This window comes from Gordonia sp. B8661-1 (assembly GCF_059427765.1).
Genome location: NZ_JCAHRL010000010.1, coordinates 56561 through 70383, shown reverse-complemented (window position 1 = coordinate 70383; position 13823 = coordinate 56561). Strand labels below are relative to the sequence as shown.

Here is a 13823-nt window from a genome sequence, read left to right as displayed (position 1 = left end):
ATCCGTCCGTGAGATTCCGTTCCTTCCGTTCGGCAGGCCTCGGCCTGCTCGCCGCCGCCGTCCTGACCGTCTCCGCATGCGGTGGCGGCGACGACGCCGCGTCGACGGCCACCCCGACCGGCCCCGTGGACCTGTCCTCGGTGACCTTGAAGGTCGGCGATCAGCGGGCCATCTCCATCGAGGTGCTCATGAAGGCCTCGGGCAAGCTCGCGGGTGCGCCCTACAAGGTGGACTTCTCCACTTTCACCGCCGGGCCGCCGCTCGTCGAGGCCGCCAATGCGGGCGGCATCGACCTCGCCCAGGTCGGCAACACCCCCGCGGTCTTCGGCGCGGCCGCGAAGGCCAAGATCAAGATCGTCGGTGCACTGGATTCCACCGGCAAGGGCGACGCGATCCTCGTCGGCAAGGACTCCGGGGTGAAGGGCGTCAAGGACCTCAAGGGCAAGAAGGTCGCCGTCACCAAGGGCAGTTCGGCCAACGCGAACCTGCTGCTGCACCTGAAGAAGGCCGGCCTGTCGTTCGACGACATAACCCCCGTCTACCTCTCGCCCGGCGACGGGTACACCGCGCTGAGCAAGGGTGACGTCGACGCGTGGGCCGTCTGGGATCCGTATACGGCGATCGCCGAACAGGAGAAGGGCGCGCGATCCATCGCGGCCGCCGACACGGCGGGCAACGGCTACAACTTCTGGATCGCCTCGGACAAGGCACTCGGCGACGCGAGCAAGTCCGCGGCCATCGCCGACTTCCTCAAGCGCTACGCCGAGGCGACGACCTGGTCCGAGCAGCACCTCGACGAGTGGACGAACCAGTACGCCAAGCTGACCGACATCAGTGTCGACGCCTCCCGGGTCACCTGGACGCGATCGATCAAGCGCCCCACGCCGCTCAGCGACGAGATCATCGCCTCCGAGCAGGAGATCGCCGACGCGTTCACCGACGCGAAGATCTTCCCCGGGAAAGTGGACCTGAACTCGTTCGTCGACAAACGGTTCAGCCAGTAGCGATCACATGCCGCCGCGACCTTGCACTCTCCCTGGTCGAGTGCTAAAACGGAGGTTGGCACTCGCGGACCGTGAGTGCCAGGTCGGGACGGTGAGACCGGTACCGAATGACACACCGGTCGTCCGTCGCGGGCACCGAGTCCGGCCATAGATCACTAGTGTCACCCCCAATCGGAGGATCACTTACTCATGGCCAAGCAAATCGCGTTCGATGAAGAGGCCCGTCGCGGTCTCGAGCGGGGTCTCAACACCCTCGCCGACGCAGTCAAGGTGACGCTGGGACCCAAGGGTCGCAACGTCGTACTCGAGAAGAAGTGGGGCGCCCCCACGATCACCAACGATGGTGTGTCCATCGCCAAGGAGATCGAGCTGGAGGACCCGTACGAGAAGATCGGTGCCGAGCTCGTCAAGGAGGTCGCCAAGAAGACCGACGACGTCGCGGGCGACGGCACCACCACCGCAACCGTTCTCGCTCAGGCTCTCGTTCGTGAGGGTCTGCGCAACGTCGCTGCCGGCGCGAACCCGATGGGTCTCAAGCGCGGCATCGAGAAGGCCGTCTCGGCCGTCTCCGAGTCCCTCCTGAAGAGCGCCAAGGAGGTCGAGACCAAGGAGCAGATCGCTGCCACCGCGGGTATCTCGGCCGGCGACCACGCCATCGGCGAGCTCATCGCCGAGGCGATGGACAAGGTGGGCAAGGAAGGTGTCATCACCGTCGAGGAGTCGAACACCTTCGGCCTGCAGCTCGAACTCACCGAGGGCATGCGCTTCGACAAGGGCTACATCTCGGGTTACTTCGTCACCGACCCGGAGCGTCAGGAAGCGGTCCTCGAGGATCCGTACATCCTGCTCGTCGCGGGCAAGGTGACCAACGTCAAGGATCTGCTCCCGCTGCTGGAGAAGGTCATCCAGGCCGGTAAGCCGCTGCTGATCATCGCCGAGGACGTCGAGGGCGAAGCCCTCTCGACCCTGGTCGTGAACAAGATCCGCGGCACCTTCAAGTCCGTCGCCGTCAAGGCACCGGGCTTCGGTGACCGTCGCAAGGCCATGCTGGCCGACATCGCCATCCTCACCGGTGGCGAGGTCATCAGCGAAGAGGTCGGCCTGACCCTCGAGGGTGCCGGACTCGAGCAGCTCGGCCAGGCACGCAAGGTCGTCGTCAGCAAGGACGAGACCACCATCGTCGATGGTGCGGGCGATGCCGACGCGATCGCGGGCCGCGTGGCCCAGATCCGTCAGGAGATCGAGAACAGCGACTCCGACTACGACCGTGAGAAGCTGCAGGAGCGTCTGGCCAAGCTGGCCGGCGGTGTTGCGGTCATCAAGGCGGGCGCGGCCACCGAGGTCGAGCTCCGCGAGCGCAAGCACCGCATCGAGGACGCCGTCCGCAACGCGAAGGCTGCCGTCGAAGAGGGCATCGTCGCCGGCGGTGGCGTGGCCCTGCTGCAGTCCGAGCCCACCATCGAGAAGCTGTCGCTCGAGGGTGACGAGGCCACCGGCGCCAACATCGTGCGTGTTGCGCTCTCGGCCCCGGCCAAGCAGATCGCCGTCAACGCGGGCCTCGAGCCCGGCGTCGTCGCCGACAAGATCCTGCACTCGAAGAAGGGCACCGGCCTCAACGCCGCGACCGGCGAGTACGAGGACCTGCTCAAGGCCGGCATCAACGACCCGGTGAAGGTCACCCGCTCGGCGCTGCAGAATGCGGCTTCGATCGCGGCCCTGTTCCTCACCACCGAGGCCGTCGTCGCCGACAAGCCCGAGAAGAACGCCGCACCGGCCATGCCGGGCGGCGACGAGATGGGCGGAATGGGATTCTGATCTGATCAGAACCCGAGTCGCACAACGCAACTCACCGGAGGCCGGTCACCCCACGCGGGTGGCCGGCCTTCGGCGTTCTCGCTCACTCTTTCCGTTCCCGCTCAGCCCGGCGGCGGGAGCGGGAACGGAAAAGGTGAGCGAGAATCTCGACTCGGCGCACGCCGTCGATGGGCCCGACGACCAGGGTGAGAAGATCGACGGCATGAGTGATCTCGCTTCCGTCACCAACTTTCGCGACCTCGGTGGTCTGGCGGCGGTCGGTGGCGGGAGGGTCCGTGCCGGCGTGCTGTTCCGGTCGGCGGCGATCGACAAGATCACCGACGCCGACGGGGCGGCCGTCGTCGATCTGGGTGTGCGGACGATCTACGACCTGCGGTCGGGTGCCGAGGTGGGCAAGGCGCCGGACCCACGCCTGCCGGGAGTCGAGGCCGTCCATCTCGACGTACTCGCCGATGCACAGGCCATCGCGGTGCCGGCCGAACTGGGGGAGGCGCTCACTAATCCGGAGTCGGCGGCTCTCGCCAACGACAAACTCGGCGACGGTGCGGGTGTGCGTGCGCTGACCGAGTCGTATCGCGAACTCGTGCATCTGCCGAGCGCGCGGGCCTCGTATGCGCAACTGTTCCGGGGACTCACGGAACGCGACGGCGGGGCACTCTTCCACTGCACCGCGGGCAAGGACCGGACCGGTTGGGCGGCCGCTGCCCTGTTGTCGCTGCTCGGGGTGGATCGCGACGACGTCTACGCCGAGTATCTCCGCACCAACGACCTGTTCCTGCCGTCCGTGCAGCCGCTCCTCGACGGTTTCGCCGACGCCGGTGGTGACGTGGATCTGCTGCGACCGCTGCTGGGCGCACATCCGGAGTATCTGGATGCGGCTTTCGATGAGGTCGAGAGCCGCTTCGGCTCGATCGATAGGTACTTCGTCGACGGTTTGGAGCTCCCCCCGGACGTCCACGAGGCTCTTCGGTCACGCTTTCTGTCCTGATCAGGGCCGGTTTTCGCGCCCCGGAAACGCCCCGCACGAGATGCGTGCGAGTGAAAATAATGGTACGTCCCACCCACAATCACAAATTGGGATCCTTCATCGCAAACCACAATTCGGTCACAGTTGGGTCTCTACTGTGATGGTTGTCACCGCACGCAAATAGTGGTGATCCCGATCTCCCCTCCGCGGGGGAAGTGAAAGTAGGAGAGTTTCATGGGAAGCGTAGGCATTCTCGACCTCGTCGATTTCTTCTTCCAGACCCTGTCGCAGCTGGTCCCGCTCCTCAGCTGACGCATCATCGCCACGCAGGTTCGGCAGCGTCGGCGCACTGCGGGCAGCACGCAACACATCATCCCTTTCAGTAGCAACGGAGTAGAACCATGCTCTCAGGAATCATCGAAATCGTGTCCCAGATGACACAGCTCGTACTGATGATCGTTCCCGGATTCATCAGCGGATCCATCAACGGAATGTGACCCGACGTTCGTCGGATCACCGACGGTGCGGCCGCCCATGACGGGTGGCCGCACCGTTTTGTCGTCGCCGGTGGCGGCGGCATGCCGCCCGTCGCCCGAAGTAGAGGAACGTAACGAATGACCTTGTCTCGCAGAGCGTTCGCGGCATCGACGACAGTCGCCGCACTGGCGGTGCTGCTCGTGCTGTCGATGAACCCGTCCGTCGCGTCGGCACGGCCGCAGCTGGGCGCCGGGCCGGGCAAGCCACCCGCCGGAGTCGAGGAGATCAAGGTCTACTCCGCCGCGATGGGCCGCGACATCCCGCTGCGGATTCTGCGTCCCAAGGATCGGAGCAAGCGCCACCCGACGCTCTATCTGCTCAACGGCGCGGGCGGCGGTGAGGACGCCGCGAACTGGTTCGATCAGACCGACGTCCTGAAATTCTTCGCGACGAAGAACGTGAACGTCGTCGTGCCCATGCAGGGCGCGTTCAGCTACTACACGGACTGGCAGCGTGACGACAAGGTGCTCGGTCGCAACAAGTGGACCACGTTCCTGACCCGCGAACTTCCGTCGGTGGTGAACGCACGTCTGAATACCAACGGCGTCAACGCGATTGCCGGGATCTCGATGGCCGGGACCTCGGTGCTGTCGCTCGCGCAGGCCGCGCCGGGTCTGTATCGGGCCGTCGGTGCGTACAGCGGATGCGCGGAGACGAGTACCGAATTCGGTCAGCTCTACATCCGCATGGTCGTCGAGTCCCGGGGCAATGCGGACGCGACCAACATGTGGGGACCGTTCAACGGTCCCGGGTGGCGCGCCAACGACCCGGTCATCCGGGCGGCCCAGCTGCGCGGCGTGCGGATGTACATCAGCAACGGTTCGGGTCTGCCCGGCCCGCATGACACGTTCACGTCACGCACGGTCGATCGCGACGTGACGCAGTTCGTCAGCCAGTTGACGCTCGGCGGTCTCATCGAGGCGGCGACCAATCAGTGCACCGTCCGTCTCGCGGATCGCCTGAAGCAGTTGCGGATTCCGGCGACGTTTCACTTCGCCGAGGTCGGAACGCACTCCTGGGGCTACTGGCAGGACGAACTGCACCGATCCTGGTCGACGCTCGGTCCCGCGATCGGGCGGTGACGTCAGGCGTTGTCCCCCAAGGGGATAACGATCAGCGGAAGACGATGCAGGTGGTGGTCCCGTGCGCGACGAGCTTGCCGTCTGCGGAGTACACCTTGCCCTCGGCCGTGGCGGTGCGTCCGCCGACGTGGATCACCGAACCCTCGCCACGGAGTTCGTCCGCGTCGGTGGGCACGGTACGGATGTAGTTCACCTTGAGTTCGAGCGTGGTGTAGCCGACGCCAGCGGGCAGGGTGGTGTGGACGGCGCAGCCCATCACGGAATCGAGCAGCGTCGCGCAGATGCCGCCGTGGACGGAACCGAGCGGGTTCGCGAAGTCCGGTTGCGGTGTGACGCCGAAGCTCACCGAGCCCTCGTCGATGCGGATGGGGCGCATCCCGAGGAGCCGGCCGATGCTCGGGCGGGAGTCGCGGTCCGGGTCGTGCATCCATGCGCGCAACAGATCGAGGCCGGACATCGCAAGCGGATCGGTGGACTCGGGAGTGGAGGTCGTCATGACTATGTATGTTGGCATAGAAGAGCCAGATTATGAAGACCTGCATAGAGCATGCGGCTGGGTAATGTTGGCCTGATGAACGGGCGGACCGTGCTGTCGACGATGGGAGAGCCGCGATGACGACGTCGGATGCGAGCGTGGACGACGCGCGAGCCACCGTCACCTCCGGCGACGCGGACGGCCGTGGGCCGCGCGAGCGGATGGTCGTCCACGCCGCGGATCTGATCGGGCGCGACGGCGTCGCCGCCACCTCCATCGGCGACGTGATCGCCGCCAGTTCGGCTCCGCGCGGCTCCATCTACCACCACTTTCCCGGTGGGAAGACCCAGCTGATGACCGAGGCGGTCCGGTACGCCGGGGACTTCATCGCCGGCCGCATCCGCCGGGAGAGTTCGGCGACGCCCGCCGAGGCCGTCGCCGAGATCGGCGATGTGTGGCGGCGTCTGCTCATCAACACCGACTACGAGTTCGGCTGCCCCGTTCTCGCCGGAGGCCTGGCCCGTCGGTCCGAGCCCGCGGTCGCCGACGAGGCCGAGCAGATCTTCACGCGCTGGACCAGGCTCATCGCCGCGCGCCTCATCCATGAGGGCGTCGATGCCGACCGCGCGGACTCGCTGGCGAACGTCATCATCGCGGCCATCGAAGGTGCCGTCGGCCTGTGTCAGACCCGCCGCAGCGTCGAGCCCCTCGACCGGGTCATCGACGAACTGGCGCGGCTCTGCGATGCCGCGTCGGAGGACTGAGGCGGTCTGTTTCGGTGGCCCATGTCACCACCGTCGTTGTCATCGCGTAGGTTGTCATCTGAATACGGCTGTAATCGGCGCACGCGTGGCGTGCCGTCGGCGCCAAGGGAGGTCGGCACATGGCGCCGGTATACCGGCAGATCCTCGGATCGGATTTTGATCGTCTGCACCCGAATGTGGCGTGGCGCTACAGTATCGACTCCACCTCCGGGGTCGCGCAGGTCGCGTCCGGGATGTACGAATCGGTCTACATCACCTCCGCTCTGCCGCCGCCTTTCTTCTGGCATTACGCCAAGCGCAACGCCCTGCCCTCGAAGACCAGCCGCATGGTGCCGTTCACCCAGAACCAGTACTGCTACGTCGACGAACTCGGGCGCGAATGCCTCGCCGTGTTGCGCGCTTTCCAGTACACGAGCGGCACGCGCAATCTGAATTCGCTGCTGGTCTCCGGCACCACCGGTCTCGTCGACTACTTCGGCGACGGCCCGGAGTTGCTCTATCCGATCGAACCGTCGGTCACGAAGGCGGGCGAGTTGCTCCTCGAAAGTGGTCCGATGCGCTGGCTCAGCGGACCGAAGCTGGGGATGAAGGGCCTGTTCTCCGCGCAGATGAAGTACATCGAGGGCTGGGACGACGCGCGTCAGCGATTCCGCTGCGACGCGACCGTGCGCAACCCGGTGATCGGGGAGATCCTGCATTTCCGCGGCTGGTTCACGGCTGCCGATCAGGCGTGCACGATGCAGGACATCCCCGATGAGGCCTGGCCGATCAATCTCGTCGGCCGCGAGGACTGAGCGGGTCGCGCAGCCCGCGCGTGGTTCCACGCGTGATCGGTGCCCGGACGCGGTAGGTTCTTCGCTATGGCCGTCTCCGCGAAATCCGAGTTCGATATTGCTGCACCTCCGTCCGTCGTGATGGAGGTCCTGTTGGATGTGGAATCCCTGCCCGAATGGTCGGGTCCGCACAAGGAAGCCGAGATCCTCTCCGAGCATGAGGACGGCAGCCCCGATCAGGTCCGCGTGGTCGTCACCGCCGCAGGCATCTCCGACGAGCAGACCCTGTCCTACACCTGGACGGACACCAGTTGCACCTGGGATCTGGTCGAGGCGAATCAGCTGAGCGCACAGCACGGCGTGTACACGATCACCCCGAACGACGACGGCGGATCGCATGTCGAGTTCTCCCTCGAGGTCGACCTGAAGATCAAGATGCCCGGATTGATCGTGAAGCGTGCTCAGAAGATGGCTGTGGACACCGCGCGCAAGGGCCTGATCGCGGAGGTCGAGCGGCGTGCCGCCGACTGAATCCGTTTCAGCCGCACGTAGTTTGGCCACAGTTCGGTAACCGTTCGGTCACTGTGCCGGTGAACCGGTACGCTGGTCCGCGGTGCGCTCGCACCCCGCTCACGTCGTGTCTACAGGGAGGCCAAAACCAGTGCGTATCAAGAAGTTCGGAGTCCGATTGGCAGCCACGGCGTTCGGTGTCGGGGCCATGGCCTGGACTATCGGCTTCGCGGGTGATGCGTCGGCGGCCACCAATTGTGCTGCGGCAAACGGACATCAGGTCGAGCACGTCGTCGGCAACGGCGGCTGCGGCGCCAAGGCAGGCGCCGGTGCGTCGGCGACGGCCCAGGAGAGCAGTGGGCACGGGACCGCGATCGCCGTCTCCGATCGTGGCGGTCAGGCGCACGCCCGTAACCTGCAGCCCGGTTCGACCGCTCTCGCCGGCGCGAACACCCGGGGTAATGCCTATTCGGTGACCACCGGACCGGGCGCTTTCTCGATCGCACAGGCCCGCCACGGCAGCACCACCGTCGCGGTCGGCGGCTGGGGCGGTCAGGCGGTTGCCGGTCCGGCAGCGGGCGCTCGGGGCGCCGTCTGCCAGGGCGGTTTCGCCACCGCCTTCGACACCTACACCGGCAAGGCCTGCCTGCACACCGGATCGATCGATCTCCGCAACTGATCCGGACGAACTGATCCGGAAGACCCTGGTTCATTCGTCGGTCATGTGCTGTTTCCGGATTGTGCTTATCGTTGAGTGGTGACCGAACTGCATCCCGTCGACGCCGTCGACCCCATCAGCGACACCCCGGCCGACATCGGCCCGGATTTCAGCGTGCTGAACGGGCGTGAAGCCCTTCAGCACCTCGTCGACCTGCACGATACGACGCAATTCACGGTCAACGACGACGATGACGACGACCCGATCCTGCTGACGCTCCCGGAGCGCAACGTCGTCGACACCTGGCGTCAGGATTATCCGTACGAGGAACGGATGAGCCGGCGCGAGTACGAGGTCACCAAGCGGGGCCTGCAGATCGAGTTGCTGAAGCTGCAGAAGTGGTCCAAGCAGACCGGCCAGCGATTGCTGATGGTTTTCGAGGGGCGCGACGCGGCAGGCAAGGGCGGCACGATCAAGAGGTTCAACGAACACCTCAATCCGCGCGGTGCGCGCACCATCGCGCTGGAGAAGCCGAGCGAGCGGGAGGCCACCGAGTGGTACTTCCAGCGCTATGTGCAACACCTGCCCGCCGGTGGCGAGATGGTGTTCTTCGACCGCTCCTGGTACAACCGCGCCGGTGTCGAGCGGGTGATGAATTTCTGCACGCCCGAGCAGTACGACCGTTTCATGAAGCAGGTGCCCGCCTTCGAGAAGATGCTCGTCGACGACGGCATCCATCTCGTCAAGTTCTGGTTCTCGGTGACCGACCTCGAACAGCGCACGCGTTTCGCGATCCGGCAGATCGACCCGGTCCGGCAGTGGAAGCTGTCACCGATGGACCTTGCGTCCCTTGACAAGTGGGACGCCTACACCGAGGCCAAAGAGGCGATGTTCAGCTACACCGACACCGACCTCGCGCCGTGGACGGTCGTCAAGAGCAACGACAAGAAGCGCGCCCGCATCAACGCGATGCGGTATGTGCTCAGCCGGTTCGACTACGAGGGCAAGAACGAGCAGCTCGTCGGCGAGCCGGATCCCCTGATCGTCGGACGCGCGCGCGATCTGGTCGGGGAGTAGCTTCCGCGATCGGTACCCTTGTGCTGTGCGAACATTCGTCGGTGGGCTGCTGACACTGGTGGCGATGGTGGCCGTGGTGGTGGCGCTGCCGTCGCTGTGGGCGTCCGAGCGGGTGATCGACCGCGAGGGTTTCGCGGCGACGATCCAGCCGCTCGCGGCGGATCAGCAGGTCAAGGACTATCTCGCCGGTGAGGTGGCCGCCGCGGCCTCCGAACGAACCGGCATCACGCAGATCGGTGCCGCGGCCGAGCAGATCGCCCACGCCTACACCGACAGTCCGCAATTCGAGAAGGACTTCGACGACGTCGTGCGCCAGCAGCACGCCTGGCTGTTCGACGAACCGGCGCCGGGTGCCGACCGCCAGGTCATGAGCCTGGACATCACCGAGATGGTGAATCGGGCCATCGCGCAGGCCGGGATCTCGTTCCGGGTGCCCGGGCCCATCGTGATCCCTCTCGATCAGGGCGGCGGCACCGGACTCGAGGCCGGCGCCTATCACCGTCTGGGGCAACAGATCACGACGATCGGCCGATGGTCGGCCGCGATCGGGGTGATCGCCGGACTGCTGGCACTGGTGATCGCCCGCCGGAGAGGCACGGTTCTCGCCTCGTTGGGGATCGGTGCGCTGCTGTCGGCCGCCGTCTCGTGGCTCGGCGGCATCTGGGTCGCCGATCGCGCGAAACAGGAACTGTCACAGGCGCAGGAGGCGGGCCGCAAGGTCGCCGAGGTGATCGTCGACGGGGCGCTCGACAACCTGCAGCACACGGCACTCGTGGTGGGTGCCGTCGGGGCAGGCATGGTGATCGTCGGCGTGGTGATCCGGCTGATAGCCGGGCGTACCGTGCTGTCGTGAGTCGTGCCGCGGAGATCCGCCATCGGTTATGGACGGAATTCCGCGGCTCGCCGCTGACCTACGTCTGGCTCGCCGTTCTGCTGGCCACCACGATGGTGCAGCATTCGCTCTCCGCGCATCGGTTGGATCGCGTGCTGGGAGCACGGTCGACCAACCTGCACCATCTGACGGACGAACCGGTGCGCGTTCTGTGGACCAGCCTGTTCTGGATCGACGGGTCGTACTGGTTCCCCTACCTGGTCCTCTTTCTGGTGATCCATCGGCCGGCCGAACGATGGCTGGGGTCGATGCGCTGGCTCCTCGTCGGTTTCGGTGGTCATGTCGTCGCGACCTACCTCAGCCAGGGGATCCTGGCGATCGCGATCCGCGCCGGGGACTCGCGGACGACGTTGGTGAACGTCCTCGACGTCGGAGTCAGTTACTTCCTCGCCGCGATCGCCGGGATACTGCTGTACCACATCGCTTTTCCGTGGCGCTGGGTCTACCTGGCGGGCCTCGTGGTGATCTTCGTGTCGCCACTGGTCGTCGACGCGAACTTCGTGGCGATCGGGCACGCGATCGCGATGGTGTTCGGCGTGGCCGCCTACCCCGTGGCGCGTGCCCGGCGGGCCACACCCTGGGACCCGATCGCAGCGGTCAGGACCCTCGGTCGGCGGTTCCGGCGGGCGCACGATGGTCCCCATCCGGCCTGACCATCCGACGAACTGCGGGTATCGGGCCGATCACGGTACGCGTTTCTTCGGTCGGCGAAGGATGTTGACTAGTAAGGTTCGGAATGCGCGGCTCGGGGGACCGCGGAAAGTATTGGGTCGGGCTAAGAGAAGAGGTTGTCGTGGTCGGAACCATTATCAGCGCACTGGTCGTCGGTATCATCATCGGTGCCCTTGCACGCCTGGTCATGCCGGGTAAGCAGGACATCGGCATCATCATGACCATCGTCCTGGGCATCCTGGGATCGGTCATCGGATCGTGGCTGACGTACCAGCTGGGCTACAACAACAGCAATGGTGGCTGGGAGGTCATCCCGTTCATCGTCGGCATCATCGTGGCGATCGTGCTGATCGCCGCCTACCTGGCGATCCGGGGACGCACCGTACGGCGGTAAACCCACCGCACGGCAGTCACCCGATTTCGATCGGTGAACCTGTGGCGCATCCTGACATCACGACGATGTCAGGGTGCGCCATAGGAATTCATAGGCCAGAGCGGACTTGAAGGCGGCCTGCTTGTTGTCGGCCGCGCCGCCGTGGCCACCTTCGATGTTCTCGTAGTACGACACGTCATGTCCGAGGTCCTCCAGGCGGGCAACGAGTTTGCGTGCATGGCCGGGATGGACACGGTCGTCGCGGGTCGAGGTCGTCACCAGCAGTGACGGGTAGTCGGCGTCGGCCTCCAGATTCTGGTACGGGGAGAACGGCTTCATGTAGGCCCACTGCTCCGGATCGTCGGGATCGCCGTATTCGGCCATCCATGACGCACCCGCCAGCAGCAGGTGATAGCGCTGCATGTCGATGAGCGGAACCTGACATACCAACGCGCCGAACAGTTCCGGGTAGCGCGTCAGCATCACGCCCATGAGTAGTCCACCATTCGATCCGCCCTGGGCGGCGAGTTGCGTCGGGGTCGTGAAGCCCTCGTCCACCAGAGCGCGCGCCACCGCGGCGAAGTCCTCGTACACCTTGTGCCGGTCGGCCTTCATCGCCTGCGTGTGCCACGTCGGACCGTATTCGCCACCGCCCCGGATATTGGCCAGCACGTAAATGCCGCCGGGCTGCACCCAGTTCCGGCCGACCACGGACATGTACCCGGGGGTCAGCGAGTTCTCGAAGCCGCCGTAGCCGTACAGCAGTGTCGGCCCCGATGTCACATCCGAACGCCGCACCACGAAGTACGGGATCTGCGTTCCGTCATCCGATGTGGCGAAATATTGTTCGGCGATCACGTCGGTGGCGTCGAAGGCCTCCGGGGCCTGTTTGATGACCTCGGGCGCCGAACCGCTCTCCCCGTACAGGAGGCTCGGCGGGATGGTGAACGAACTCGTCGACCAGAAGACCTCGTCGCCCTCATCCGGATCCGTGGACAGCACGCTGGTGGTCGCCAGCTCCGGGAGTCCGGGCATCTCAACGGGTTTCCAGGTGCCCAGCTCCAATCCCGTTGTGCGCGTCTGGACATCGTGCAGGGTGGTGAGGATGAGATGGGATCGGGTGACACTGTAATCGGCGAGGCTGGTGTGCTCGTCCGGGGTGAAGAGCACCGTCGCGTCGCGATCTCCGGACATGTACGACGGATAGTCGAACACCAGGAGCGATCCGGCCGGGTACGTCGTGTCATCGAGATTCCACTCCGAACGCGGGATCACGAACAGCCAGTCGTGCCACACGCCGGATGCGGAGTCGGTGGGGACGTCGATCCGGACGAATTCCCCGTCCCGCAGCACCGAGCGCTCGGAGTTGTAGAAATCCGTTGCGCGGGTGGCGTAGTGGCGTTCGTAGCCTTCGGTGTCGTCGTACACGACGCCCACGGACACGTCGCTCACCTCACCGGTGAACACCGTGGGCGCCTCCTCCGGCGACGTGCCGCGGGTCCACTTCTTGATGACGCGCGGATAACCGGATGCGGTCATCGAACCGTGGCCGTCCGGCTGCTCACCGAAATCCGTTCCGACATAGACGGTGTCGCGGTCTATCCAGCCCACGGACGACTTGTTCTCCGGGAGATTGAAGCCATCGGTCACCCAGGTGCGGGTCTCGATGTCGAATTCGCGCACCACCGTCGCGTCGGCACCGCCGCGCGACAACGACACGAGTGCATGCCGGTACTCGGGCCGAAGAACGGTCGCACCACCCCACACCCAGTTCTCGTCCTCGGCGTCGGCCAGTTCGTCGATGTCCAGGATCACGTCCCAGTCGGGGGAATCGGTCCGATAGGAGTCCAGCGTCGTCCGGCGCCACAGGCCGCGCGGATTCGTGGCGTCCCGCCAGAAGTTGTACAGGTAGTCGCCCCGGCGGCCCACATAGGGAATGCGGTCGTCGGTGTCGAGGATCGCCAGGGTATCGGCCTCGAACCGGGCGAACCGGTCGCTGGTGGTCAGATCCGCGACCGTCGGATCGTTGTGTGCCCGCACCCAGTCCAGGGCGCGGTCGCCGGTGACATCTTCGAGCCAGAGGAACGGGTCGTCGGACTGTTCGATGTCGCTCATGGGCGGTGCGTCTCCCTGTCGGTGCGGGTGGATAGCGTCGCCTCGATCGTAGTGAATGTCGGTGTGCCACCGTCCGCGGCGCGATGAGTTCCGGGCGTGGGGACGGTCG

Annotated in this window: 14 protein-coding genes; 12 read left to right on the top strand and 2 right to left on the bottom strand. The window is 65.7% G+C overall.

Translation table 11 applies throughout. The features are described from left to right. Nucleotides 1–8: 8 nt before the first annotated feature. The 4 genes from AC4JJG_RS18400 (at nt 9) to AC4JJG_RS18385 (ending at nt 5405) form a co-directional block, all read left to right on the top strand. Nucleotides 9–1004, top strand: coding sequence for an ABC transporter substrate-binding protein (locus tag AC4JJG_RS18400; protein WP_495398745.1), 996 nt, complete (start codon nt 9–11; stop codon nt 1002–1004). A gap of 189 nt (nt 1005–1193) precedes the next feature. Next, nucleotides 1194–2819 carry a chaperonin GroEL gene (groL, locus tag AC4JJG_RS18395; protein ID WP_495398746.1) on the top strand — a complete coding sequence of 542 codons (1626 nt, stop codon included), beginning with the start codon at nt 1194–1196 and terminating at the stop codon, nt 2817–2819. Between the two features lie 133 nt (nt 2820–2952). Beyond that, a complete protein-coding gene (locus AC4JJG_RS18390) occupies nt 2953–3807 on the top strand; it encodes a tyrosine-protein phosphatase (RefSeq protein WP_495398747.1) in 855 nt (284 codons plus the stop codon). Nucleotides 3808–4400: 593 nt separating this feature from the next. Then, nucleotides 4401–5405 (top strand): alpha/beta hydrolase, encoded by a 1005-nt coding sequence (locus AC4JJG_RS18385; protein WP_495398748.1) that lies wholly within the window; start codon nt 4401–4403, stop codon nt 5403–5405. 31 nt (nt 5406–5436) lie between these two features. On the opposite strand, the gene AC4JJG_RS18380 is transcribed toward AC4JJG_RS18385, so the two are convergent. Further along, nucleotides 5437–5919: a PaaI family thioesterase gene (locus AC4JJG_RS18380; protein WP_495398749.1), complete on the bottom strand. Its 483-nt coding sequence runs from the start codon at nt 5917–5919 to the stop codon at nt 5437–5439. Nucleotides 5920–6017: 98 nt separating this feature from the next. Between AC4JJG_RS18380 and AC4JJG_RS18375 the strand changes: the two genes are divergently transcribed. From AC4JJG_RS18375 to AC4JJG_RS18340, 8 genes are all read left to right on the top strand, one after another. Next, nucleotides 6018–6644 carry a TetR/AcrR family transcriptional regulator gene (locus AC4JJG_RS18375; protein WP_495398750.1) on the top strand — a complete coding sequence of 209 codons (627 nt, stop codon included), beginning with the start codon at nt 6018–6020 and terminating at the stop codon, nt 6642–6644. 119 nt (nt 6645–6763) lie between these two features. Beyond that, the gene (locus tag AC4JJG_RS18370) at nt 6764–7438 is read left to right on the top strand and encodes a DUF4166 domain-containing protein (protein WP_495398751.1); all 675 of its coding nucleotides are present in this window, start codon (nt 6764–6766) and stop codon (nt 7436–7438) included. A 66-nt stretch (nt 7439–7504) separates the two neighbouring features. Next, complete coding sequence (locus AC4JJG_RS18365; protein WP_495398752.1) at nt 7505–7948, top strand: SRPBCC family protein; 444 nt, start codon at nt 7505–7507, stop codon at nt 7946–7948. A gap of 130 nt (nt 7949–8078) precedes the next feature. Then, a complete protein-coding gene (locus AC4JJG_RS18360; RefSeq protein WP_495398753.1) occupies nt 8079–8606 on the top strand; it encodes a DUF6764 family protein in 528 nt (175 codons plus the stop codon). A gap of 78 nt (nt 8607–8684) precedes the next feature. Then, nucleotides 8685–9662 carry a polyphosphate kinase 2 gene (ppk2, locus tag AC4JJG_RS18355; RefSeq protein WP_495398754.1) on the top strand — a complete coding sequence of 326 codons (978 nt, stop codon included), beginning with the start codon at nt 8685–8687 and terminating at the stop codon, nt 9660–9662. 25 nt (nt 9663–9687) lie between these two features. Beyond that, nucleotides 9688–10515 (top strand): hypothetical protein, encoded by an 828-nt coding sequence (locus AC4JJG_RS18350; protein ID WP_495398755.1) that lies wholly within the window; start codon nt 9688–9690, stop codon nt 10513–10515. Continuing rightward, nucleotides 10512–11207, top strand: a complete 696-nt coding sequence (locus AC4JJG_RS18345; protein WP_495398756.1) for a rhomboid-like protein — start codon at nt 10512–10514, stop codon at nt 11205–11207. Before AC4JJG_RS18350 ends, AC4JJG_RS18345 begins: the two co-directional genes overlap by 4 nt. Nucleotides 11208–11347: 140 nt before the next feature. After that, nucleotides 11348–11620, top strand: a complete 273-nt coding sequence (locus tag AC4JJG_RS18340) for a GlsB/YeaQ/YmgE family stress response membrane protein (protein ID WP_495398757.1) — start codon at nt 11348–11350, stop codon at nt 11618–11620. A gap of 57 nt (nt 11621–11677) precedes the next feature. Here AC4JJG_RS18340 and AC4JJG_RS18335 read toward each other — a convergent pair whose 3' ends face one another. Next, complete coding sequence (locus AC4JJG_RS18335) at nt 11678–13714, bottom strand: prolyl oligopeptidase family serine peptidase (protein WP_495398758.1); 2037 nt, start codon at nt 13712–13714, stop codon at nt 11678–11680. Nucleotides 13715–13823: the final 109 nt, after the last annotated feature.